Here is a 24,651-nt window from a genome sequence, read left to right on the forward strand (position 1 = left end):
TTGTAAAATTACACAAAGCCAACTTCTCATAGTTGGCTTTTCAGTATCTTTTCAACTACTGTTCTCGCCAATAAATAACGCGGTCGTTGCCTCTGTAACGACCAAATTGAATAGTAGCTCTAGGATTTAGCTGAGAGCTATCTCCTTTCCAATCAAATTGTAAATAAGCCGGGACACTATACTCAACTTCTACACTTTTTACTACGTTCGACTTCTCTAAAGAAAGCCCAAAACCAGTAGGGTAACCTCCAGATGTTAAAGTGCCATCAACTCCTAAAACAACATGTGAACCATTAGGAGCTAAAGGGTTAAGGTTCGCTTGCAAATAACCAGTACAGCCATCCAATGTATTATATTTAAATTCATTGGTTATATAATCCCAGTATTCAGCTTTCAGAGGGACTAAAATATCCTCAAGCTCAGATCCATAACTATTTTCTAAAATTAAACGACCATATCGCAAATCTATAGTTGAGCCTAATTTCGTACCAGTATAAACACTAGGATTAGGCAAAGTCGGATTTTGGTCTAAATCATCTGCTATAAACTCCACACCATCACTATCAATAATTGTCATAATAATATCAGCCATATTAAAATGCCCATCAGGTGTGGCTGCTTTCGCTAAAGTTGCAGTATCATCTCCGGTCAAAATAGTATGCCCGAGCGCCCATGTAGGTGAAGGTGCTTGTACTGATAACCTGCTGCCAAAGTATTCTGCATTTTTATAATTTGCTCCTTCATTTTCTATATGGAGCGAAACAACACCTTTAGCAAAATCACCTATATAGTTTTGTGTAATATTAGTCCCATTTAAACTTCTTGCAGCAATATCGTAATTTACTTTGAAAGGCTGTTCCATATAATTAAAGCTACTACATTTCACCTTAGTTTTAGAAGTCAATCGTGTGAAATGATCAGGAATAAATCGACCTATATTTATTGCATCTCCATCTACTAATATCGAGTCATCTCCATAATTACTATCTCTAATATCTAAATTTAATAAACCTACTTCATTATATTTAGCTTCCGAAAAGGTTGACGTACCAAAAGAAAAACTAGTCAAACTAACATTTTGATATTGAGCACTTGCTGCTAGTTTAGTATTAATAGTACTAGACGTAGCATATGTAAGGCTTCCCTCTACAATTCCTAAGGTAGGCCCAGTGCGCGTTAACTTAAACTCTATTTGCCCAGGAGAGTAATTTGGAGTGGCATCACCATCAGAGTTAACAGCAGAAACATTTAAAGTAAAATCTTCACCTGCCGTATGTACTATATTAGACAATGCGCTACTACCATTTAACTCTTGAGGTATCTCATTTTTCGCGGTTACAATTAGCTTGTCAGGTCTCACCCAAAAATCATTGTCAGTACTTCCAACCAATGATACTCCACCAACATTATATTTTGCATGCAGTTTTATTTGGCCTGCATCTTTATATAAAGGCGTTGGAATAGTAGCAATACTATCAGTTCCAAAATTAAGCTGAATATTTGTATAATTACTTACTAAAGATGAATCATTTTTCCCTATATTAATATCATTAACTTTAAACTCTAAAGTTGATGCATTTCCAGGTAAAATGCTTTGCTGTGCTAAATCAATATTAACATTTCCAGTAAATAGCCCAGTGCAAACACCATTATCATCTTTTACTGCTTGCAACTTTAGTTTGTCTGTAGGGGTATTAAAATCAATACCTGCTATTTGTGTTGGGATAGTTGATGTATTTGCAGCACCATATAAAAACTTAAACCCAGCATCAGCAAACGCAATATCACAATCTGCACCACTTCCTGAATTGATGCAAACAAGTGGGTTACTCGCTGCGACGGTTTCATTAGCAACAGACAAAGTTAAAGTATCTATGGTTGTTTGACTTAAACTAACTGTAGTTGAACCTGAAAAAGTAGGGGTAGATTGTGTAACACCATCAGCTTTAAAATCTAATGTAGTACTAGAACCATAAAGATTAGTACAGCTTGAATCTTCACACGCTTTAATTGTAATTGTTTCAGCTTCACATGTTAAACCTGCGCCATCATGCTCTATGCGATAATGATCAATCACTGAACCACAATCACGCGTATCAGCCATAATAGCTGCAACATCGGCTTGGGTTAAGTATTTATCAAAAATTCGTATTTCATCAATTGAACCATTAAAGTATCGGCCAGGAAAACCTTGGTCTTGTCCTATTTGCAATGGATCATTATCCAAAGTTAAAGTGCCAGTGGTATTTCTGGTCGCTTTTGAAACACCATCAACATATATATGTTGTTCACCATTTTTATACACAATCGCAAGATGATGCCATTGCCCTGGTGTAATATTTGCGCCCGATGTTGTTAAAGAACGAGAACCGCCGCCCCACCACCAAAAAATTTCTCCGCTTGAATTTACATGAAATTCATAGTTAGAATCTTTTGAAAGAATCGACTTTAAACCAGAGCTAGGAATCGCATCAATATTAATCCATGTTGTGACAGAAAATTCATCAGCAAAGCCCACTAAACTACTTGGAGTCGTAATTTGTAAATAACTATTAATGCCATTAAATTCACCATAACGACAAAAACCAGGCGTGCCAGATATAACAGGTGAAGTATTTTCAGTACTGGCATTATAAGATGTTAAATGTAAGTCATTTCCAGAGGAGTCTTTAACATCGCCAGCAGAACCATTCCAATCTAATTCATCAAATCTATATTCTGCAACTGGTAATGAGCCACAAGAGCGTGTCGAGCCATTCCAATTATTGCCTGCTTCAATATTCGTTTTAATATCGTTTATTTGTGTTGTTGTGAGTACTGAATCAAAAATAATTAATTCATCTAATAAACCTTCCCAATCTTGATTTAAATCAAAGCCCCCTTCAAAGTCATCCTGCTCTTGACCTAGTATAAGGCTGGCTATTTGCAAAGCATCATTATCGTCACCATCAGAATGTGTCACACACCCCTGGTTCACGCCATCAAAATAAAAACAACTTTGCGCAGTATTTGCCTTTCTCGTCCATACTAATTGATGCCAATCTCCATTATTCATATTAACAGTCGAACCTAGCTGTGTACCCGTATCAAAAAATGATGTTGTTATAGATGGCCAAAATTCATTATTATTATCAAAATAGAATACGGCTTCATTAGTACCTTGAGCGCTGGAATCTCGGGCTCCAGATAAAATACTACTATCTTGACTTGAGTTGCTTTTACCCCAAATAACAACGCTAAAGTCACTCAAGCCATTCATTGCCGATGGATTAAGTGTTATATAGTCATTTATTGAGTTTGCACTAAAGTCCGCAGCATTACATAACAAACCATCAACTGGCTGAACATTGGTTGCTGTCGCGTGCAAGTTATTACCAGAGCTATCTAAAATTGCATCAACACCAGAAAAATTAGTTTCATCAAATCTATATTCAGTAAATGTATTACCGCACACACCAGATAATAAATCAGGTGGCGTGATATAATTAACAACCGATTGATTTCCTAAATCTGCTCCTCCACCCGTAGTTAGCGCACCGGTTATTTTAGTTTTACTACCCAGTACTGCATAGTTTGATAAATACACATAACCAAAAACCTTTGCATTTGATGCCGTTGATAAATTACCCTTGATATAAATGAGTAAATCACTCGGTGAACCATTGTTGTTAACTCTACCTGTAATTGTTAAATTTGCATCTAGGCCTACAATTCCTGACTCAATAAAGATTCTTGTTGGGCCTGAAACTGTATAGTTTGTCAGCATATTCACTTGCTGAGATTGAATAAAATAATCACCATTCAAATTTGTTGGCAAAGTAGTCGTTGAGCCATCGTTGATAATACTGGGGATAGATAAACTATCATCACTAGAGATAGCATCTGAGTTAGATTTGTAACATGTAACGGAATCACATTTGGGCTGGTTTCCATTGCCATTTCCGGCGGAAATCGTCAGGTTTTGAGTTATTATCTGACCATTATTGTTATCATTTATTTTAACTTTATTTCTTAAAATAACGTCACTATTATCAAAAGTGGCTACTCCACCAGGAAATACCTCTACACACTTAGGCAGTGCCACTGCTGTAAAAGAAATAAACAGTAAGCAAATATATGAAATGAATAACTTAACTATTTGTTTTTTATACATCAAAAACTCACTAAAAAATTCGTAAAGATAGTTAAAGTAAAGAAATAGTACATTAATCTATTAAATATGGCACTATCATACATAGTTAATGCACTATAACTGCCCACTATAGTTCGGATTAAGTTTATTGTTATTTTACCAAACTTCTGATTAGGAAATGCTAAAATAATTACCTTTCATTGCTTAATCAATGTTTTACTAGAGTCTACTTATATGAAATACAAACTTTCTATGACTCAGTGAGCATTAATAGGACTGAATTCCTATATTTTCATAGTATCTGTCAAAGCCGATGATACAAAAAATATACCAATGTAAAAATTAATTAAGTGTTTTAGCTTCAACACTTATACTCCTTTGAGTTTGCCAAAAATCTTTACGGCAAGCATCGCCCTCTGCACAATTGCTTATTGAACAAGTGGCTTCGCTACTTATTCTAAATACGTTTACAAAACTAGTTGAAACGGAAGAATCCGGTACATCCTCAATTACATCACAAGTGATTTTAGCATTACAGTTTAATAAATAAGGATCAGAATAACTTAATGTTTTTGGTGTTAAATCATTAAAGGTATTACATGCGTCAACTGAGTTTTGATTAGCAACGGCAGGATCTGAGTTAGGATTTAACTCAAATATTTCAACTAAAGCCCAGTCCACGCCACTTTGACCTGCTAAAAACGCACGCGCACCATAATATTCAACCGTATTATTATGAGCAGAGCTAGATAAAATATTAACTAAAGCCAAACCGAGTGCTAACATCAATATTGCAATAAATAGTGCACTCATAAGCATACTGCCCGCTTGTTTTTTAAGACTTTGCATTACGCTCCTATTTTAGTTGCTTTAATAAAATTGATGACTACCAGTAACTAAGCCAATTTCGAACATTTGTTTTTCAAATAAAACATTTTAATTAAAATATGATTTGTTATTAGTTAGGCTAAAGCCCAACCTACAAAATAAATATACAGCTAGAAATAAACTTATAAATTTCATATATATATATCGTGTTTAAATACCTTAGTCATCTCCGAAGTGTTTTTATCGGAGATCTATTACTTACATTTAAGCCTTGTTTATCTTAATTTAAATAAAAGTAAAATCATTTATAAAATATAGATAATACGCTTATTCTTAATTAAATTATGATCAAAATTGTACTAAAATGAATTTTAATAATTTAAAAATACGCTAATAATCATGGTACGTTAGGTAAATGAATTTCATGGTTAAAGGACACGGTTTCAGAATCATTAAACCCCATTTCACTACGAATATTCACAACAGAGTTACGTGTAAGACTTGCAGTATTATAACTAAAAAAAGCAGTCTTAGAGATTGAATTTTGAATCAACCCTCCTAATAATACACCTTTTATCCCACCTATTTCATTACTTGCATTAGGTGTATTTTGATTAGTGCTAAAAGCATATCCTTCGTATCTAAATAATTGCGATGAAACAATGCAAAAACTAACGGGCTGTTCTAATACATAAACCCTTTTAGTAGGTGACTCTATAGCTAAAGAAGGATTAATAGTCCAGTTATCTAAACTTGCTGGGGTACCATCAGATATCGTTCTTAGTTGAACTCTTTTATTATTGCTCGTATCGTATACATCATTGGCATTTAAAGCGTAAACATTTAACCAATCGTTGGGGGCTGCAGTATTTTGTGGATCTACAATTATAATAGGGTTATCTGTGATATTACCAGTATAAATAGTACTCGCCTTAAATGGTACAAACTCTAAGCATTGATTGACACTACAAGCAAGATTATCAACTGAGCAACTTAAACGGACAGAATTAGGTGCAGCATGACGTAGCTCTCTTGTTAACCTCGCCAACATGAAACGAGACTGGGCTACCGCTTCATCTCGTTCTGTTGCTTCTGCATAAATTTGTGCACCTAGTGAGAGATATTGCACTGTTCCTATGCTTACAATGCCTAAAATAATAATCACTAAAATTAATTCAACTAAAGTGAAACCACCCGAGCGACTTGTATTTAAAATCTTAGACGGGACTTTGCTGACATGGATGTCAGTACTAGAGCAATGCAGGAGCGATTGCCGATAAGTCGTGTTTATGAACTCTGCATTAAAAGCTGAAATCGGAGCGCTACTTTGCGCGGATAAATCCGAGCCTACGGGTTTACATTTAATATTAGAGGGCATTAATAATTCCCCTTGTAAGCAGAGAACCCATAAACTTCATTATTGCTTGCTGTGATTTTAACTGTGATTAATTTCGCTATTTTATTCGTATCTGAATTTGTACCATCAAAATCATCATCATATACAACCGTAATTTCAGCTGTAAAATCCTTATAATAATCAGATACATCTTCTTCTAAACTATTTTTAAAATCAGAGTCATTCAAGGTTAAATCATGATAATCATCTACATCATTATAATTGACTCGAGTCTGTAAGCTAGAGCCTGTGCAATTTGGTGCTGTTATCGCATTATCTAAACAATCCGCACCAAAATCATCAGTTTCTGTACAAGTCACTCCATTTTCACCACAGCGAGTCCAAGGCGGGCTACGATCTGAATTTTCATCAAACGATTTACCAAGTATTTCATTCATTAAAGCTTGGCCTAATTCTGTTGCTCTGATCTGCACAACGGGATCTGCACTTTGCCTCGCTTGTGGTGCTAATAAACCAGTCATAATGGTCATTACAATTGCCAATACCACCATGCCTAATATGAGTTCTATTAAAGTGAAGCCTTTTTCTTTTGTAGGCGGGACTTTAGTCGCGTGTTTAAAATTTGCATTAAAAGGTAAAATTTCTTCTATGACTTGCGCGGATAAATCCCCGCCTACGGGTGTTCTTTTTATATCATTATTAACAGCCATAAATGGCCCCCTCACCAGATATGCAAATAGCCACTTCGCCAACTGTTATTTTACATCCGTTCGTATCGCAATTGCCTTCATTAGTACTGGTACAGTGGCCATTAGTGAAAGTGACAGGGTTACCTAAGCATGGTTTGCCTAAATCATCAAATGCAATTTGGCTGAAAGTAGAACCGGCTGCATTATCAGCATCAAAAGTGACATCAGTACGGCTGCTATCTAAAGTCACAGATAAATAATCTGGGTTATCTGCTGCATTGGCAGTATTTGAACAGGTATTGGTATCTGTAATAGGAGAAGGTGGTGCGATTAAATCAGTTGAAATAATAAATTTATGACACTTATTATCATCAGTCATTTGCATGGCACGTAACTGCATAGTTCTTAAAGCCGACATCGCTTGATCGCGTGCAGTATAAGAATCAAATAATGCTGGGCCAAAAAATTTGGGGATCACTGTCACCGACAGGATCCCCAAAATAATTAATGTTATGATCAGCTCGACTAAGGTAAAACCTAGATTACTTTTCAAATCATACCTTCATCAAAAATTAACAAGCATCCACATTTACAATTGTTTTTGCTGGAACTGTAGTACCTGTAGCAGGTTGATAAGCGACATAACATCCATCTTCATCACCATTTGTAGCAACAACATCTGCAGCGCTAGGAGCTGTACTTCCTTTTGCTGAAATTACGTAATAAGGGGATACTTCAGCCCCATCAAAATCTGTTGTGGTATCTAAATCTAATGCAACTAATAAACCATTAGCATTCGCTGTTGGGTAACCAAATGATGTCAAAATATCAACTCCGGTATCTGTTGCGTTCCCATTCCCATTCATATCAATACCTACACCGGTATTTGCAGTAATTGAAGCTACACCTGCAATAACAGCCTTACCATATACAACATTCATAGCACTATTTATTGCCCCATCAACACCTTGAATTGTTGAAGAGTTTGCATCGCCTTGTAAATCTAAAAACTTAGGAGCAGCTGTTACAGCTAAAATACCTAAAATAACAATCACTATTATTAATTCGATTAAAGTAAAGCCTTTATTTTTATTCATTTTAACTCCTAACATTTATCTGTATTAACAATTACTACTGGTGGTGTATCAGCATCTGCTGCTTCTTTATACGAAACATAACATCCATCAGATGTAGTATCAGCTGAATCGCCATCGCTTGCTGCTACAACTGTTGGTGCTGTACTCCCTTTAGCACGAATTACATATTCTAAAGTTGTCGCTACCGTAGAGGTAGAAAAATCATTAACTATATCGATATCTAACATTTCAGCTACGCCATCATCTGAAGCTTCGGGATAACCATATTCTATATTAATTGTATCGCCATTAATTGTTAAGCTTTCACCTGTTGATGATTGCTTATCTGCTATTATCGCTTTACCATAAACTATTGACATTGCACTATTTATAGCTCCATCAACACCTTTAATTGTTGATGCGTTTGCATCTCCTTGCAAATTTAAAAACTTAGGTGCGGCCGTTACTGCCAAAATTCCTAAAATAACAATAACAATAATTAATTCAATTAATGTAAAACCTGTTTGTTTTTTATTCATCAACTTCATAAAGTTCCTCTTTTACTAATTTAACTCTTATGAAAGTTAATAAAAACCCATAAGAAATACTTAAAATTGATTACCAAATGGTAAATGTTTAACTACTTAATACTGCATAAGCTAAATGCTTATCTTACTAAACAAAGATCCATTTTGAATTTGTTTTGAATTTGTTTTGAATTTATCTATTTATATTATTACTTGAATTCAATCATATTTTTCTGCTCATATATTACACTTAACAGCTAAGATACAAGCAATGACAATTCTATTTTACAGATAAAGCCTTTAACACTTATATTCCCGATACAACACTTCGGGAATGACGATGTTTATTATTCTTTATTAGTTATTGCACTTTTTGCTTTATTTTTATCTTTTGCTACGAAGTAGCTTTTAAAAAATCTGCGCAGCAAATATTTTAGTTAAAGACTAAAACTTGACCCGTTTGTGGTAAATAGGTAAAGCCTTGGGTATTTGTTTTTATTGTACCATCAACCGGTATATCATTTATATCTAAAGAGTTAGTTAAGTAATAAATACATTGATCATTACCTGAATTTTCATCTAATCTCACTAAATATCTATTTTCTTGTATATCCGCTTCTAATGAACCTATTGTGTTATTAGGCGCACTTTGCAATATATCATTAAATACTTGCTGACATTTGTCCTTAGTCATTTGAGTTGCGCGAGTGTCGCCTTCGGTACTTCGTGCTGTTGGGTAGCCAATAGTGCCATCAACACCGATTTGCAAGGTATCGTATGTTACTAATGTTTTATTTGCCGCACGTGACTCGCCATTTGGTCGCCCTTCAAGCTCCCATTGTGCTCTAACAAGCCCTACAGCTGCAGCAAAGCCACCAGCAACGCCTTCAATTGAGGCCTCTTCAGCTTGATCTGTTACATCTAAAAAACGCGGTAAAGCAGTTGCAGCTAACAAACCTAAAATAATCACTACAATTATTAATTCAATTAATGTAAAACCACTTTGTTTTTTCATCATATTAATTTTGTTTACCCTTCGTTTATGATTTTTTAAAACATTACTTTTCAAAAATTTAATAAAAATTTAAGTTAGACAATTAACTATAAAAATGACTCAAATATTTAAGGGATGATTGCATTTACAACCTTACCGTTGAATAAGTTATAATCAAAAAGCTTATTTTGACCTCTAAAATACATACACCCTGTTACATTCTTCTTTGTATCAAACATAGCATCTATACGCAATGCTTTTAACACTTGCTGTGACTGCATGTTGAGCAATAGGGCTTTACAATCTACTTGTTTTGTAGCTTGGGTTTTACCATTTTGGCTTAAATTTATAGGTCAACCGACTTCATTTATGATAAAGCTCAACTCACCTTTACTCTTCAAATCTAAAGAATCGATCAGTTGTAATGTAATTATAGCGTTTTTACTTTCTAACCATTTACCATGAATTTCACTGATACTTTGAGAAAACTCAGCAACAGATTGATTATCTGTTACTTTATCGACAGAATCTAAAAAACCAATAATATATCGACTAAAATGACCAAAAAATACAATAACTAATATAAAAAACACACTAACATAAAATAATTTCCATTTATGCGGCTTGTGATCAAAGTTAGTTTTATATTTAGCCATATGAATTAACCTTTTATTGCTGACATTATATCCCGTATTGATAGGTGAATTTACCTAACTCTCTCTGCAACTTAACCTTTATGAATACTAACCTTTTATTGCTGACATCATGTCCCGTATTGAGAGGTGAATTTACCTAACTCTCTCTGCAACTTAACCTTTATGAATACTAACCTTTTATTGCTGACATCATGTCCCGTATTGAGAGGTGAATTTATCTAACTCTCTCTGCAACTTAACCTTTATGAATACTAACCTTTTATTGCTGACATTATATCCCGTATTGAGAGGTGAATTTACCTAACTCTCTCTGCAACTTAACCTTTATGAATACTAACCTTTTATTGCTGACATCATGTCCCGTATTGAGAGGTGAATTTACCTAACTCTCTCTGCAACTTAACCTTTATGAATACTAACCTTTTATTGCTGACATTATATCCCGTATTGAGAGGTGAATTTACCTAACTCTCTCTGCAACTTAACCTTTATGAATACTAACCTTTTATTGCTGACATCATGTCCCGTATTGAGAGGTGAATTTACCTAACTCTCTCTGCAACTTAACCTTTATGAATACTAACCTTTTATTGCTGACATTATATCCCGTATTGAGAGGTGAATTTACCTAACTCTCTCTGCAACTTAACCTTTATGAATACTAACCTTTTATTGCTGACATCATGTCCCGTATTGAGAGGTGAATTTACCTAACTCTCTCTGCAACTTAACCTTTATGAATACTAACCTTTTATTGCTGACATTATATCCCGTATTGAGAGGTGAATTTACCTAACTCTCTCTGCAACTTAACCTTTATGAATACTAACCTTTTATTGCTGACATCATGTCCCGTATTGAGAGGTGAATTTACCTAACTCTCTCTGCAACTTAACCTTTATGAATACTAACCTTTTATTGCTGACATTATATCCCGTATTGAGAGGTGAATTTACCTAACTCTCTCTGCAACTTAACCTTTATGAATACTAACCTTTTATTGCTGACATCATGTCCCGTATTGAGAGGTGAATTTACCTAACTCTCTCTGCAACTTAACCTTTATGAATACTAACCTTTTATTGCTGACATCATGTCCCACATAGGTGTAAATATACCTAGAGCTAATACAAGTACCATGCCTGCTACAATAGAAATTAATATGGGTTCTATTTTTGCTGTTAGGCTTTTTAAATCAAAATCGACTTCACGTTCATAAAACTCTGCTGATTCCTGTAGTAGCTCATCAACTTGACCTGTTTCCTCACCTACCGCAACCATTTGCAATACAAGCTGAGAAAACAAACCACTGTTACGAGATACCCTCAACAAGCTTTCGCCTTTTTCTATGCCACGACGCATATCAATGACTTTATGAGCCATATGCGCATTATCAACGGCTTCTGATACTAAAGTAAGCCCTGTTGTCATAGGTACACCTGAGCGTAATATCATGGCAAAACTTCGGCTATAACGAGATAATAACGAACGTTCAATAATACTACCTACTAAGGGAATTTTTAATTTAATACGATCCCATTTTAATCGCCCGACTTCAGAGGCGATGTAGTTACGTGCAATCACACCCGTTGCTGCCATGCTACCTAATACCGCGCCCCAATAATTCACCATAAAATCTGAAGTAGAAATTAGAATACGCGTCATCAGAGGCAATTCTGCATTGAATTTTTTAAACATATCCGCAAAGGTGGGAATTACAAAAATGTTTAAAATAAACATCGCTGCGATTAAAGCAAAAATTACAAAGATAGGATAACGCATCGCAGATTTTATTTGCTTTCGGGTTTCTTGCTCTCGTTCAAAATAAGTCGCTAATTGCTCAAAGGCATCTTCTAGCTTACCGGTACTCTCACCTACCATCACAATAGACACCATAAGTCGGTTAAATACCTTTTTATGAGATGCCATAGCAGTAGATAAATTTCGACCTTGCTCTAACTGCACAACTAAATCTTTGAGGGTTTCGCTAAAGCGTTTATGGGTTGTGGTTTCGGCTAATCCGATTATTGCTCTAATAATCGGAATACCCGCTTTCATTAACGAGTACATTTGACGAGAAAAAATTATTAAATCTTCTAACCCAACTGGTTTTTCAAATAAATCATTAATATCAAAACTAGCAGAATCGGATGATTTTTTTGTTTCAACAATGCGCATTGGTATGCATTGCTTTTTTAATAAACTATCAGCTGCTGCTGCTTGGTTTGTTGCCTCTAGTGTGCCCTTAATTAATTTACCTTGGCTATCCTTAGCCTGATAAGTGAAAAATGCCATCTAGAGTGTGGCTTCCATAGTTTTCACTTCAATTTCAGGCATATTTTCAGCCACTCTAAATACTTCATCTAGGCTAGTAATACCTTGTGTGGCATAAGCTAGCGCCATCATAGAAAGCGGTTCAAAATCGGGGTTATCTCTGGCGGCTTTGGCAAAAGCTTGAGTATCCGACAATCTAAGTGCATCCATCATGGCTTCATTCATTTCTAATAGCTCAAATACACCGATTCGACCTTTAAACCCTGTATGATTACAGTTAGTACACCCACTACCTGTATGGTAATGATGGTTTTGCTCTTTGCCTTTGCTTAAATATTGGATCCAAGACTGCTCTTGCGCATCTGGTTGGTAGTCTACTTTACAGTTATCACATAAACGGCGTACTAATCGCTGCGCTAAAATCGCTCGAAGTGAGCTGGCCACTAAGTATGAAGGTGCGCCCATATCAATTAAACGCATTGCACTGGTGATAGCATCATTGGTATGCAGTGTAGATAATACTAAGTGACCTGTTAATGCACCACGTAAACCAATTTCAACTGTTTCTTGGTCACGCATTTCCCCCACCATGATGATGTCGGGATCTTGTCTTAATGTGGTTCGTAAAACACGCGCAAAATCGAGCCCTATTTTGCTATTCACTTGTACTTGGTTAATTCGACCAATACGATATTCAACTGGGTCTTCAACCGTAATAATTTTATTATTAGGCTGATTTAATTCACTTAATGCGCCATATAAAGTTGTTGTTTTACCAGAACCTGTTGGCCCAGTAACTAATATCATACCGTGCGGGCGTTTTAATGTTTCGCGTACACGCTTTAGCATACGATCAGGCATACCCGTTTGGTCTAACGTTAATAAACCCGCTGATTGGTCCAATAAACGCATTACAACCGACTCACCATGCTGCACTGGCATAGTTGAAACACGAATATCTAAGCTATGCTTTTTAACTTTTATATTAAAACGACCATCTTGCGGTAATCGTTTTTCAGAGATATCTAATCCTGCCATTAGTTTTAATCTTAAAACTAATGCAGAAGCAATCGCAACCTGATTTAAAACACTCTCATGCAATATGCCATCTATACGTTGGCGAATACGCAATAACCCATCATCAGGTTCAATATGTATATCTGATGCACGCATTTGTGCTCCATCTTCAAAAATAGATTGCAATAACTTAACTACGGTTGCGTCTGAGGTATCATCATCAAGTGCATTTAAATCAAACTCTTCTTCGTCTTTATTTTCTTCTTGAAGTTGACTTGCAAAATTTTCTATATCTTGTGTTCTACGATATAAATTATCAAAAGCCGCCATCATTTGGCTTTCTTGAACAACCGCTAATGCAATTTCTTTAGGTGCCAACATAGGCGCTAGCTGATCTAAACTACTCAAATCTGCTGGATCACTCATACCAAGTAATACACTGTCACCTTGGTCTTCTATGACTAATGCTTTAAAACGACGTGCAAATACTTCAGGTAATAAATTAGCAATTTTTGAAGGTATTTGTCTTTGAGATATATCTAAAAATGGCACATTAAGTTGTTGTGCTAAAAAGCGTAATAGCTGCGGCTCACTAATGACACCTTGATCAATTAAGGTGGCACCCAATTTACGGCCTGAAGCTTTTTGCTCTTTTAATGCGCTTAATAAATCTTGTTCTTCAATGATCCCTTCATGAACTAATAGATCACCAAGTCGCATTTTTAGTTTAGGTCTGATCATCTTAATAGCTCTTATTTGTTAAATCATTTTTAGGGATACAAAACAACATTATAACAATCCAATTTTTGCAAGTCTTTGTTTTGCGTGGTTATGTGCATTAGGAGATAAACCACCTAACTCAATCGCTGTTAAATAAAAACGCTTAGCGTTATGGTAATTACCTAAAGCATCATTTGATGTTGCCAATGCTAACCACCACTTTGCCTCACCAGGCTCCAACTGCGTTAATTTACCAAAGCAATTTTGTGCCACTTTATGCTCACCTAATTGCTGTGAAGCTGTTCCTTTTAAAATCCAAAAATCAATATTGGCGTTCACTTCATATCGCTTCGATAAAACAGGTGCTACCGATTGGTAACTCCCTTTCTCTACTAATATTTTAGCTAACAAAATACGCCAGCGCATTACATCAGGATTTAAACTTAAACCATGCCTTAATATAGATTCCGCTTCTTGTGATTGCTCTCTGCCATAATAAGCTGCAGCAAGTAAACTACGCGCTTCAATATGTAATGGTATTAAAATTAAGGTTTTATCTAAAGCTGCAATCGCATCCTCAATTAAGCCAAATTGAAACGCTTCTTTACCTTGGGTAAACCAGTTTTCAGCACGTTCTCTTGTTGAAATTTTTCTGATTTTAGCTACTGATTTTGGCTTATCTTTAATAATAGTCGGTGGTGGTATTACTTCTTTTGCAAGCGCTATTGTCTGCTGTTCTGGTTCTTTAATTGACTCTTTAACTTGTTCTGAAGAAGCTAAAGGTTTTAGTGTTTGTTCAGTTTCTTTTTTAGCAATATCAGCTTCAAGTATTTTGATGCGTTCTTGAGCTACCTTTAAAGCCGATGTTTTCACTTTTTTTAAGTCTGCATCATCAGATTCAACACTCTTTTTTTGTTTATCAACTGCTTGACTTATTTTTTGCGGTTCAACTTTTTGAATCTGTGCAGCTATAACAGGCTCATCTTGCTGTTTGCTCGGAATAAACCAGTATGCACCAATGGCTATGCTTACAGCCATTGCTACTAGACCTATACGTTGAAATAACTGAGTATTATTTCTAACATTTTCTACTTTTACTGTTGGATCTAAGTAGAGCGCATCATTTGACTCTCTATGCTCAATGTCTTTGAGCATTTTATTTATTACGCTCATAAAACTTGTCTCCAAATCCAAATACCAGCAACAAATGCCGACACCAAAGCCGTACTACCAATCCACCAATAGTTATTATTATTCTCAGCACAATCTTCAGTATCTTTTATGGCTGCTTGTATATGTTTTGCCGTTAACTCTTGAGCACCTTCGCCAAAAGCTTGCAGTAATACCTTATGGCATAATAAGTTAACTAATCTAGGTATTCCTCTACTGGCTTTTGCGATTTGCAATCCTAAGTTATTTGAAAAAAGCTTGGGTGAGTTATTGTTATCTGCTAAGTCTTTAGCCGCTACCATGAGCCTATGTTGAATGTAGTGAACAACTTCAGAGTCATTCATAGGACGCAGATTATATGAAAAACTAATTCTTTGACGTAATTGTCTTACCCTTTCATTTGCTAACTTTTCATCAAGCTCAGGCTGACCAAATAACACAACTTGTAGCAGCTTTTTACTTTCGGTTTCTAAGTTAGTAAATAGCCGTAAGGCTTCTAATGTATCCCAACTTAAACATTGTGCTTCATCAATGATTAACACAACCGTTTGGCCATTTTTATGAAGCTCTAACAATTTATGCTGTATTTTTTGTATCAATGCCTGCTGATCTAATTGCTCATCTAACGCTAAACCTAGTTCACTTGCAAAAGCCCAGCGTAACTCTTCAGGGTTCAAATATGAATTGGGTAAATAGGCTGTAACCATATTCACCATATTTTTAGGTAAACTATTAAGCAACTTACGGCACAATAAAGTTTTTCCGGTGCCAACTTCGCCCGTTACTTTAATAAAGCCTTCGCCCATATTTAATGCAGTAAACAATACCTGCATTGCTTCATTATGAGGCTCTAACGCACAAAAAAACTCAGTATTAGGCGTTAAAGAAAATGGCATTTCTTTAAGGTTAAAAAAACTTAAATACATTTAGTTAGCATACCAACTTTTTAATAATTGCATTGAACGCTTTTGCTGTTTTTGCCAAGAGTCAGCCATTACGACCGTAGGTTTAATTAAGATCACTAACTCTTTTTTCTCTTGGCGTTTTCGAATACTTTTGAATAAATTGCCCAATACAGGCAAATCGCCTAATAAAGGTGTTTTAGATTCTTCATCTGTTGTCACTGTTTGCATTAAGCCACCAATCACTACTATTTCACCAGAGCCCGCTCTGATAATAGTATCGGCCTCACGAATATTACTTTGTGCTAATGGTAATATGAATTCTTCGTTATTGAGTGTGATCACTTTCTTTTGCTCAGCAGTTTCTGTTACCGAAGGATGTACATGTAAAATAACCGAACCGTTGACATCTATTTGAGGTGTGACATCAAGCGCAATACCCGTGAAAAATGGTGTTAACTCAATTTCAGGCGTTGTGGTAGTTGAATTACCTGTCACTGTAGTACTTGATACTTCAGTTACAAAATATTCATCTTGACCCACTTTAATCACCGCTTTTTGATTGTTAATTGCCGTGACTCTTGGGTTAGATAGCATTTGCACGTCGCCCTGAGTTTCAAGTAAGTTAATCACACCAGAAAAATCGGTATTTTTAAAAGAAATACTAGTTGAACCGCCAAGTTCAGCAGCAATTGAATTTGTAGCAGCACCAACAGCAGATGTGCCAAAAGTAATATCTGTACTGCCAATATGCCCTATTACTTGTTCCCAGTTAACTCCTTGCTGGTAATCATCTTTAAGTGTCACTTCGATTACTTTTGCTTCTAATATGACTTGTCGTTGCAGGCTTTCTTCGCTTTTATTTAAAAAATCTTTCATTGCTGCTATTTCACTTGGCAACGCATGAACCGTAACCATACTCGCTTGAGGACTCACTATCACGTAGCGGCCTTTATCTTTTCCAACTAAAGATTCTAATGCTGTTTTTAATTCACCCCAAAAATCTGTATTAGAAGAGCTTTGAATATTAGCGCCGTTTAACTGAGAACCACCACCTGACCCGCCAGAACCATTGCCACTTGAGCTATTTTGATTGTTTACGCTATTATTTAAATTACCTGAGCTAGATGAACTACCTGCACCTTGATCAAACTGACTAACACCACCAGCGACCACACTTACACTTGAACTACCCGAGCGCTTCATCATTAAGTAGTTTACAGGAATTGATTCTGTTCGCATTTTTGCAGGTAAAACTTGCACTACTTTACCTTCACGAAAAACATCTATTTCATACATGCGAATGATGACTTTAATTACTTCATCTAGGCTCACATCTTTTAAATTTAGACTTATTTTTCCGCTTACTTCAGGGTGAACAGCAACACTATAAGGGGTATCGTCGACAAGACCGACAAAAAAATCACGGATTTCAACTTCATTTGCCGCAACTTCAAAACGTTTAATTTCCAATTCTTTTGGAATTAATAAATTTGAGCTTACAGAAGTTAATAACTCTTGTGCTAATGCATCAGGAACAATATCTTCATCAACGTTTTTTGCATCACCTTCTTTAGGTGTTAACTCACCTGTAATATGAGGTTGTATTGCGCTTTTATTATCTGTTATTTCACAACCGGCAATGAAACTGATGGCTAGCGATAAAATACTAAGTTGATATATTTTTTTAACGTTTAATTTCATAAGAGTAAAGTTCTAATATACGTTGTTCTGATCCTCGAGATAAGTAAACTTTTTTTGCCGTTATTTTGGCTATATTAAATTCGCCTACTGCCTCGCCCGCTTTATAAAGTTTTCCAGAAATAATCGCTTTATATCGACCATTTTTAAAAATTAAAGATTGAAGTCTTAATTCAGAATTTTTATTAGTTTCTGATTCACCACTTGTTGAACCTGTTGTATTTCCACTTAATTTAGGGCGAGTAGGATCAATTAATTGCAAAGAATTAACTGTGCTCGCATTTACATTAATAGTACTGAATAAGGTCATCACTATTAAAAATACTAAATTAAAGTGCAATAAATTTCTCATCTGCACTCACTGTTGCTATTACCAATTTAAGTTCCGCTTTAGGATACTCCATAACCTGATATTGGAACTGACTAATAAAAAGCTTTTCTTTTATTTTTCCTAGGCTTTTTACATAATTTAATAAGCTAAAATAATCACCTACTATTGTAAGAGACATACCATGCTCATAAAAAGCAACTTCCTTATTTTGATTTGTTTGGCTATTATTTTTAGCATTGCCTTCTTTAGCTGCTTGCCCTATCACTATTGGCTTAACAGCCTCTAAACCAAAAGATTTTAACTGCAAAGATTGATTAACCTTAAGTAGCTGTTTTAGCACCTGAGCCATTTTATATGGCGGTATGAATCCCTGGCTAAATTGAGATAAATCTTGATCTATATTTTTAAGCTCTAATTTTGCTTGTTCTAACTCTTTACGCAACTGCAAAGTATAGTCTTGTGTTAAAGCATGGTTAAACATATCAATTTTAGTTTTAGCTTGCGCTAATGATTGATGATTTTGCTTAATGTGTTTTTTACTTTTAGCTATTTCATCATGTAAAGGTGTAATAATAAACCACACTATTAAATACAATATTAAAAATAGCCCTATGCCAAGCAGCATATACTTTTCGCGAATTTGTAATTGTGATACTTTTTCACAATACATTTCCCATTGTTGCTTCATGAGTTATCACCTTTTTTAGCGGTAGCGACACGAAACTCAATTTTTGACTGCTCGTCTACATGGGTAAATTCTAAAACAGAAAATGATTTCCCTGAAAAGAAATCAGATTGTTTAAGCCCATCAAACCAATATGGTAATTTTGAAGGTGACTGAGTTAAACCTTTAAGCTCAATTTCATGATTCATAAATTCAAACTGAGTTAACCATACATCTGAATGATGAAACTGCGCTAAATCAGACATAACATCCGCATAGCTAATTTTATCTTCATTATTTTTTTCTGAAATATACTTAAGCATCATTTCTTTATGTTGATACTCTTTCTTAAGTTTATTTAATTGCTGAGATAAAAAAGTTTTGTCTTGTTTAACTGCAAGCGCAGCCTGTAACTCGTTAACTTGCGCAGTTTGTTGCGTAAGCTTGCGTTTTAATTGAGTTAATTCCTGAGTTAAGTCTTTATTAACATATATTAATATACTCATATATCCGATACAAAGTACGAGTACGATAGCCCAAGATAATGCGATGTTATTTAAGCTTAATGGGTCTTTAACTGGTCTTAATTCAGATAAATAGAGATTAATGCGTTGCTTCATTTTCGCCTCCTATCATCTCAATTGCAGCACTAATTGCAAAGTGTAATGACTCATCTTGCCCAGCACAACAGGCTAAATGTCTTTGCAATGTTGTAACCTTAACCGGAAAGTGTACTTTTAACTGCTCTACTATTTGATCCAAGTGGTCACTTGGTAAATATAGTTGCAGTGATTTTAATGGTGGTTGCTTTAACTGAGATTCAAAAAAATCAATGGAACGTTGCAGCTCTAAACTAAAAGAGTCCAATAACCCCATAGATAAATCTTCTATAGACATTGTTGGCAAGCGAGAAAAACCTCTTAAACGTCGCGAAAATAGTAAGCAACCATCTCTTACTATTTGAATACTAGGTTCCAGTCCAGCGTCTTGATACACAATTAAATGTGCTGAAGTATCTACCGCTAATAAATTTGTTAATACAAGCTCTTCACAGGTGATTAGCTCCAATTCTGCTTTGCTTTTGTGAACTGCTTTGATGATAGGCATTAATAATGTTTTATTGGCAGCAAAAACAGATATTTTTTCTTGTCCTGCTTGTTTAATAGGGTTTTCTATAAAATCTGCAATAATGCTTTCAGCCGGAATTGTCACTAAATCTTTAACAGTCCAAGGCAGTGATTGTTTTATTTCTTCAATAGATAGGCTCGGTTTATCCATTTGCACTATTTGATATAAGTGAGAGGGTAAAACAATCGCTACTTGGGCACATTCTACATCAAGTTCGTCAATACAGTGCGTAATTGATTCTGACAATTGCGAGTCATTAGTATACGAAACTGTTTTATGAGCTACCATTAACCACTGCTCTTGTTTAAACGCTAAGTTAACAGCTATGACTTTATCTAGCTGAACTACAAGACCAATATAATTAGTGTAACCTTTACCTTTATTTAAAAAAGGCAAACGTGAAAGAAGGTTTTTTATCATATATTTTTTATTATCACTCAAATAACATGACTCAGTTTAGATACCCAATAACGTAAATTATCAATTATTACTAAAAGATAGCAAGTAGTTTAAATATGGAGAATTTTCAAAATAAATTTCATACTAACAGAAACTGTTATAGAACACATTTATGAAGAGGATATTTACGAGATAAAATTCAAATTAATATTAAATAATTACAAGTAATCGCATTGAAAATGTAACAGTTACATTTTAAGTATCTTTATTTAATATAAAACTTTTAATTTTAGGCTTTAGAAAACTCACTTAACTCCTGTAAAGGTTCACTAAAATAATGTCCTTGCGCACCAACGACGCCTAAGATTTTTAATACATCTAACTCCAATTTTTGCTCAATACCAACGGCAAAAACAGGCAATAAACTCTTTTTTGCAAACCCTATTATTTCCTTAACTTTTTTCTGTTTATTGATATCAAAGTTTATATTGTGCACTAAATTATAACTCAACTTAAATGACTTAATGTTATATTTAACAAATAGCTCCGGAGTTATTTTTTTATCTAAAATAGCACCCTCGACTTTATCTAAAATAATCGAAATATCATGCTGTGTTAATAAATATAAAGCTTCCTGCAATTGTATTTCTTTGTTGATTAAGTCTGTTTCAGAAAGTTCTAAAATAATATTTTTACGGCGCTGTGAACGCAGTAAAACATCAGAAAACCACTGAAAAAAACTCATATCTAACCAGCTTGATTGATATAAATTTATGCTGACATGTTGATAACTGGCCTCAGAATTAATCACATTCATCGCTTGCGTTACAATCGCTTTATCTAGTAACAACATTTGCTTTTTTGAATTTACGTTTGGTAGCAGCTGCGATGCATTCAGTAAACCTAAGGTTTCGTGTCTAATTCTGATTAATGCTTCATGCTGTAAAATATCGCCATTAAAAATTGAAAAAACAGGCTGAAACAATAATATATAGCGTTTTTTTGCAATATAGTCTGAGATATCAGTAGATATTAAGGCAAGTAACTGAGTTTGAGTATGATTATATGAATAACGATAATAAGATAACCACTCGCTAGTTTTGCTGATCATCAGTGCTGACTGTGCCAGTTGATAAACCATCAATTGATTGGCTCCCGCATTAAAATCGCATACACCCATTTTTAAGTTTTTGATTAAATCGTGCGGTTTATTTTTACCTGCTAATGAGATGCACTGTAATATCACTTCATGTAATCTTTGTATAAATAGCGCCTCGCTATGAGAAGGTGCTTTATTTAAGGTTAATGTAAAACTGACTGTATTGAGTTTTTTAATGGAGACATTATTCACCTTTGAAAACTGTTTAAGTAATTGTGTTTTAAGTATTGAAAAAAAAGCATGTGTGATTTCTATTTGAGATACCTCAATAATAGAAAATATTTTTTTATTTTTTGAGTCAAGACTCTGAATATTAGCTTGCTGTGCACCTAATAAAGAAACTGTTAATTTAGACTCGGATACGGGACCTTGTATTTTTTTTTCAAACACTTTCAGAGGATGTTTTTTTTGTTTTACAGTTTTAGAAAGAAATTTAAAAAATAACAAATCATAAAACTTTATAATAAATTCAAATAACTTTGCCATGAGATACTTTCAATGATTGATGCAATAACATAAGTGTTGTTCAACAATCAGGGGAATTCAAGCCAGGCAATAATAAGTTTTAAATTTTAATCACAAAAAAAACCTGCATAAAGCAGGCTTTTAATTAAGCTCATTTAAATAGCTAAAAATATGATTTTAGAAATGCACTTGCACACCCATAAATGGGCCTTTAACGTCTAGATCTGTTGAAATATCATCAACATCATCAAGTTCGATCACTAATGAACGGTAACCAAATTTAACTGCAACATCTACAGCCATATTATCAATCACTTCCCAAGCAACACCTACTTGAAAGTCTTGAATTTCACTATCGTCAATTGCTAATAAACTACCTTCAAAAAATACACTAAAGTCAGTCATAGGGATACCCACTTCAGCAGCAGCATAACCTAATGGCACGTAAGCAGAAAAACTTTCCTCTTCAGTTATGGTGGCTACACCATCAGTACCTGAAACTGAAATACTACCGTCTATATCTTTAATATTAAAACCTAAATCAATTGAAAGTAAGTCATTATCAAAAATTTCATAATATAAAACATAATCATTATGTGATAAATCTGAAACAGTACCAGCTTCTGAATTTACTTGGAAAACGGTATCACCAAACTTAAACCCTTCAGTTAAAGTTGTAGAACCTACAACTTCAAGTTCATTATGTTTAATTTTAATATTTGGCACTAAAGGGATTGGATGCTCAAGCGCAACATAAAAACTGGTTAGTGTGTCATCCTCAAAATCAAAAGTTTCAAGATTATTTCCTTGAGCAAAACTACCTGTTGTTTGAGACTGCCAGCCTTCAATACCTGCATAAACACCTAAAATAGTATCAGCTTGTACAAGAGGTGCTGTTAAACCAGTTGCAACTAAAGCTGCTAACAAGTGCTTTTTCATAATTTATCCCTGTGATAAAAGTTCTGAAAGTTCAATTAAAGCGGCATTAGCTCTGGAAATATAATTCGCCATCACTAAAGAGTGATTAGCTCCAATTCCAAAACCACTACCATTAAGAATCATAGGACTCCAAACTGTATCCTGAGTCGCTTCTAACTCTCTGATTATTTGTTGTAAACTGATTTTAGCATTCTTTTTCTCTAATACATCAGAAAAATCAAATTCAGCCGCTTTTAAAAAATGCAGCAATGCCCATGATGCACCTCGCGCTTCATAAAATACATCATCAATCTGCCACCAAGATGTTTTTATTTGGCTTTGTTTTGGGCTATATGTTGCTTGCTGTGCTGCACTATCACCTGCTAAATCCGTATTAATACGATCTTGACCGACACTGGCGCTTAATCTTTGGCTTAAACTTCCTAATCTCTTTTCTGACTCTTTTAACCATTCCCTTAAATTATCCGCACGCGCATAAAACTGGCTTGAATTAACAGTTTCATCTGCAATGCCATCACGATATTGAATTAAAAAATCTATACCTTTTTTATATTCAGATTCAGCACTTGGCCATGCCCAAGCCGTAGAGCTAATATTAAATTGTGGCTGCGCTTTTTTAAGTGCTGCATGCTCTGTTGATTGAGACTGGGAACGACTAAAGTCTTTACGCATAGATAACGCTAAGTCTCGTGTCATTTCCAATGCACCGTATTCCCAAGCCGGTATATTATCCATCACCACCGAAGGTGGCATCATATCATTTGATAAATAACCACCAGGTTTATCTAATAATGTATTAGCGACTTCAATTAAGGTTGAAGTCGTGACATAACCTACAACTAATTTTTGATTTTTTTCATTTGCTTGCTGCTGCGCATGCTGTTTGACATTAAAAACAGCGGGCTCAAAGCTCCAATACACAGCAATAAAATAATTAATTAATAATACACCTAATAGCCCAGCCGCTATTTTGCCTTTATGCTCTAACATATAACTTCCTTAATGATGGCTATGGTTTTGTTTTTCTTCACCGATCTTTACAACATCGGCAAGAATAGAAATAGGTTCACCTTTTGTAAAGTGAAGTGTTAATTTGATTTTCTTTCCGGGTTTTGGAAGGTGAACGGGCTTGAATAACATCAAATGTAGTCCACCTGGACGAAATTGCACTTGGCTATAAGGTTTTATATCAAGTGTATTTAACTGGCTCATTTTCATCATGCCATCAATAAATTCATGTTGATGAATTTCAACCCTTTGTATACCTGCAACTTCAGCAGAGACAAGTGTGCGCGTATCTTTAGTATCATTATCTAAATTAAAATAAGCGACGCTGTTGCTAGCGCCAGGTATAAATGCACGAACTTGCGCATCGATTATATTTGTATGCGCCTTAGCGATACTGATATTTAAAATAAAAAAAGCAAAAATAAATACTAAACACTTCATAAATGTACCCAATTTATCTAATGAATATTTATTTTACCTCATCATATGCTTTGGCGCACTTATCTCATTGTATT

The 24,651-nt window shown here is 34.9% G+C and carries 23 protein-coding genes; all 23 read right to left on the reverse strand.

Features of this window, described 5'->3' with window-relative positions; translation table 11 throughout:
- Positions 1-55 precede the first annotated feature (55 nt).
- The 23 genes from PSA_RS18440 to PSA_RS18545 all read right to left on the reverse strand — a co-directional run bounded on the left by PSA_RS18440 (position 56) and on the right by PSA_RS18545 (position 24,577).
- Complete coding sequence (locus PSA_RS18440) at positions 56-4,153, reverse strand: DUF6701 domain-containing protein (RefSeq protein ID WP_042146897.1); 4,098 nt, start codon at positions 4,151-4,153, stop codon at positions 56-58.
- A 321-nt stretch (positions 4,154-4,474) separates the two neighbouring features.
- A complete protein-coding gene (locus PSA_RS18445; RefSeq protein WP_042146895.1) occupies positions 4,475-4,981 on the reverse strand; it encodes a hypothetical protein in 507 nt (168 codons plus the stop codon).
- Positions 4,982-5,357: 376 nt separating this feature from the next.
- On the reverse strand, positions 5,358-6,338 hold the full coding sequence (locus tag PSA_RS18450; RefSeq protein WP_127924148.1) for a prepilin-type N-terminal cleavage/methylation domain-containing protein: 981 nt from the start codon (positions 6,336-6,338) through the stop codon (positions 5,358-5,360).
- Positions 6,338-7,027, reverse strand: coding sequence for a prepilin-type N-terminal cleavage/methylation domain-containing protein (locus tag PSA_RS18455; RefSeq protein ID WP_082305776.1), 690 nt, complete (start codon positions 7,025-7,027; stop codon positions 6,338-6,340). Before PSA_RS18455 ends, PSA_RS18450 begins: the two co-directional genes overlap by 1 nt.
- Entirely contained in the window at positions 7,017-7,559 is a 543-nt protein-coding gene (locus PSA_RS26905) for a prepilin-type N-terminal cleavage/methylation domain-containing protein (RefSeq protein ID WP_042146893.1), read from the reverse strand. The genes PSA_RS18455 and PSA_RS26905 overlap by 11 nt, the downstream gene beginning before the upstream one ends.
- Before the next feature lie 19 nt (positions 7,560-7,578).
- The gene (locus tag PSA_RS26910; protein ID WP_042146891.1) at positions 7,579-8,103 is read right to left on the reverse strand and encodes a prepilin-type N-terminal cleavage/methylation domain-containing protein; all 525 of its coding nucleotides are present in this window, start codon (positions 8,101-8,103) and stop codon (positions 7,579-7,581) included.
- An 8-nt stretch (positions 8,104-8,111) separates the two neighbouring features.
- Positions 8,112-8,630, reverse strand: a complete 519-nt coding sequence (locus tag PSA_RS26915; RefSeq protein WP_052380052.1) for a prepilin-type N-terminal cleavage/methylation domain-containing protein — start codon at positions 8,628-8,630, stop codon at positions 8,112-8,114.
- 412 nt (positions 8,631-9,042) lie between these two features.
- Positions 9,043-9,627 (reverse strand): prepilin-type N-terminal cleavage/methylation domain-containing protein, encoded by a 585-nt coding sequence (locus PSA_RS18475; protein WP_042146889.1) that lies wholly within the window; start codon positions 9,625-9,627, stop codon positions 9,043-9,045.
- Between the two features lie 104 nt (positions 9,628-9,731).
- The gene (locus tag PSA_RS25415; protein ID WP_157575793.1) at positions 9,732-9,884 is read right to left on the reverse strand and encodes a hypothetical protein; all 153 of its coding nucleotides are present in this window, start codon (positions 9,882-9,884) and stop codon (positions 9,732-9,734) included.
- Between the two features lie 72 nt (positions 9,885-9,956).
- Positions 9,957-10,259 carry a hypothetical protein gene (locus PSA_RS18480; protein ID WP_042146887.1) on the reverse strand — a complete coding sequence of 101 codons (303 nt, stop codon included), beginning with the start codon at positions 10,257-10,259 and terminating at the stop codon, positions 9,957-9,959.
- A gap of 1,071 nt (positions 10,260-11,330) precedes the next feature.
- Positions 11,331-12,554 carry a type II secretion system F family protein gene (locus PSA_RS18485; RefSeq protein WP_042152199.1) on the reverse strand — a complete coding sequence of 408 codons (1,224 nt, stop codon included), beginning with the start codon at positions 12,552-12,554 and terminating at the stop codon, positions 11,331-11,333.
- On the reverse strand, positions 12,555-14,288 hold the full coding sequence (locus PSA_RS18490; protein ID WP_269432838.1) for a GspE/PulE family protein: 1,734 nt from the start codon (positions 14,286-14,288) through the stop codon (positions 12,555-12,557).
- 51 nt (positions 14,289-14,339) lie between these two features.
- A complete protein-coding gene (locus tag PSA_RS18495) occupies positions 14,340-15,443 on the reverse strand; it encodes a tetratricopeptide repeat protein (protein ID WP_042152194.1) in 1,104 nt (367 codons plus the stop codon).
- Positions 15,440-16,366 carry an ExeA family protein gene (locus PSA_RS18500; RefSeq protein ID WP_042152191.1) on the reverse strand — a complete coding sequence of 309 codons (927 nt, stop codon included), beginning with the start codon at positions 16,364-16,366 and terminating at the stop codon, positions 15,440-15,442. The genes PSA_RS18495 and PSA_RS18500 overlap by 4 nt, the downstream gene beginning before the upstream one ends.
- The gene (gene mshL, locus PSA_RS18505; RefSeq protein ID WP_042152188.1) at positions 16,367-18,046 is read right to left on the reverse strand and encodes a pilus (MSHA type) biogenesis protein MshL; all 1,680 of its coding nucleotides are present in this window, start codon (positions 18,044-18,046) and stop codon (positions 16,367-16,369) included.
- Positions 18,030-18,395, reverse strand: coding sequence for a hypothetical protein (locus PSA_RS18510; protein ID WP_052380242.1), 366 nt, complete (start codon positions 18,393-18,395; stop codon positions 18,030-18,032). Before PSA_RS18510 ends, mshL begins: the two co-directional genes overlap by 17 nt.
- On the reverse strand, positions 18,373-19,062 hold the full coding sequence (gene gspM, locus PSA_RS18515; RefSeq protein WP_042152187.1) for a type II secretion system protein GspM: 690 nt from the start codon (positions 19,060-19,062) through the stop codon (positions 18,373-18,375). Before gspM ends, PSA_RS18510 begins: the two co-directional genes overlap by 23 nt.
- Complete coding sequence (locus PSA_RS18520; protein WP_042152184.1) at positions 19,059-19,658, reverse strand: PilN domain-containing protein; 600 nt, start codon at positions 19,656-19,658, stop codon at positions 19,059-19,061. The genes gspM and PSA_RS18520 overlap by 4 nt, the downstream gene beginning before the upstream one ends.
- A complete protein-coding gene (locus tag PSA_RS18525; protein ID WP_127924239.1) occupies positions 19,642-20,586 on the reverse strand; it encodes a hypothetical protein in 945 nt (314 codons plus the stop codon). The genes PSA_RS18520 and PSA_RS18525 overlap by 17 nt, the downstream gene beginning before the upstream one ends.
- Positions 20,587-20,854: 268 nt before the next feature.
- Positions 20,855-22,210: an EAL domain-containing protein gene (locus tag PSA_RS18530; RefSeq protein ID WP_042152178.1), complete on the reverse strand. Its 1,356-nt coding sequence runs from the start codon at positions 22,208-22,210 to the stop codon at positions 20,855-20,857.
- Between the two features lie 156 nt (positions 22,211-22,366).
- Positions 22,367-23,128, reverse strand: a complete 762-nt coding sequence (locus PSA_RS18535) for a TIGR04219 family outer membrane beta-barrel protein (RefSeq protein WP_042152175.1) — start codon at positions 23,126-23,128, stop codon at positions 22,367-22,369.
- Positions 23,129-23,131: 3 nt separating this feature from the next.
- A complete protein-coding gene (locus PSA_RS18540; RefSeq protein ID WP_042152172.1) occupies positions 23,132-24,118 on the reverse strand; it encodes a DUF2333 family protein in 987 nt (328 codons plus the stop codon).
- A 9-nt stretch (positions 24,119-24,127) separates the two neighbouring features.
- The gene (locus PSA_RS18545) at positions 24,128-24,577 is read right to left on the reverse strand and encodes a copper chaperone PCu(A)C (RefSeq protein ID WP_052380241.1); all 450 of its coding nucleotides are present in this window, start codon (positions 24,575-24,577) and stop codon (positions 24,128-24,130) included.
- Positions 24,578-24,651 lie beyond the last annotated feature (74 nt).

Source organism: Pseudoalteromonas sp. '520P1 No. 423' (genome assembly GCF_001269985.1).
Classification (GTDB): Bacteria; Pseudomonadota; Gammaproteobacteria; order Enterobacterales; family Alteromonadaceae; genus Pseudoalteromonas.

Excerpts from the sequence above, each read along its gene's own strand:
- PSA_RS18440 (WP_042146897.1), bottom strand. The coding sequence starts at position 4,153 with ATGTATAAAAAACAAATAGTTAAGTTATTCATTTCATATATTTGCTTA.
- PSA_RS18445 (WP_042146895.1), bottom strand. The coding sequence starts at position 4,981 with ATGCAAAGTCTTAAAAAACAAGCGGGCAGTATGCTTATGAGTGCACTA.
- PSA_RS18450 (WP_127924148.1), bottom strand. The coding sequence starts at position 6,338 with ATGCCCTCTAATATTAAATGTAAACCCGTAGGCTCGGATTTATCCGCG.
- PSA_RS18455 (WP_082305776.1), bottom strand. The coding sequence starts at position 7,027 with ATGGCTGTTAATAATGATATAAAAAGAACACCCGTAGGCGGGGATTTA.
- PSA_RS26910 (WP_042146891.1), bottom strand. The coding sequence starts at position 8,103 with ATGAATAAAAATAAAGGCTTTACTTTAATCGAATTAATAATAGTGATT.
- PSA_RS26915 (WP_052380052.1), bottom strand. The coding sequence starts at position 8,630 with ATGAAGTTGATGAATAAAAAACAAACAGGTTTTACATTAATTGAATTA.
- PSA_RS18475 (WP_042146889.1), bottom strand. The coding sequence starts at position 9,627 with ATGATGAAAAAACAAAGTGGTTTTACATTAATTGAATTAATAATTGTA.
- PSA_RS25415 (WP_157575793.1), bottom strand. The coding sequence starts at position 9,884 with ATGCAGTCACAGCAAGTGTTAAAAGCATTGCGTATAGATGCTATGTTT.
- PSA_RS18480 (WP_042146887.1), bottom strand. The coding sequence starts at position 10,259 with ATGGCTAAATATAAAACTAACTTTGATCACAAGCCGCATAAATGGAAA.
- PSA_RS18485 (WP_042152199.1), bottom strand. The coding sequence starts at position 12,554 with ATGGCATTTTTCACTTATCAGGCTAAGGATAGCCAAGGTAAATTAATT.
- PSA_RS18495 (WP_042152194.1), bottom strand. The coding sequence starts at position 15,443 with ATGAGCGTAATAAATAAAATGCTCAAAGACATTGAGCATAGAGAGTCA.
- PSA_RS18500 (WP_042152191.1), bottom strand. The coding sequence starts at position 16,366 with ATGTATTTAAGTTTTTTTAACCTTAAAGAAATGCCATTTTCTTTAACG.
- mshL (WP_042152188.1), bottom strand. The coding sequence starts at position 18,046 with ATGAAATTAAACGTTAAAAAAATATATCAACTTAGTATTTTATCGCTA.
- PSA_RS18510 (WP_052380242.1), bottom strand. The coding sequence starts at position 18,395 with ATGAGAAATTTATTGCACTTTAATTTAGTATTTTTAATAGTGATGACC.
- gspM (WP_042152187.1), bottom strand. The coding sequence starts at position 19,062 with ATGAAGCAACAATGGGAAATGTATTGTGAAAAAGTATCACAATTACAA.
- PSA_RS18520 (WP_042152184.1), bottom strand. The coding sequence starts at position 19,658 with ATGAAGCAACGCATTAATCTCTATTTATCTGAATTAAGACCAGTTAAA.
- PSA_RS18525 (WP_127924239.1), bottom strand. The coding sequence starts at position 20,586 with ATGATAAAAAACCTTCTTTCACGTTTGCCTTTTTTAAATAAAGGTAAA.
- PSA_RS18530 (WP_042152178.1), bottom strand. The coding sequence starts at position 22,210 with ATGGCAAAGTTATTTGAATTTATTATAAAGTTTTATGATTTGTTATTT.
- PSA_RS18535 (WP_042152175.1), bottom strand. The coding sequence starts at position 23,128 with ATGAAAAAGCACTTGTTAGCAGCTTTAGTTGCAACTGGTTTAACAGCA.
- PSA_RS18540 (WP_042152172.1), bottom strand. The coding sequence starts at position 24,118 with ATGTTAGAGCATAAAGGCAAAATAGCGGCTGGGCTATTAGGTGTATTA.
- PSA_RS18545 (WP_052380241.1), bottom strand. The coding sequence starts at position 24,577 with ATGAAGTGTTTAGTATTTATTTTTGCTTTTTTTATTTTAAATATCAGT.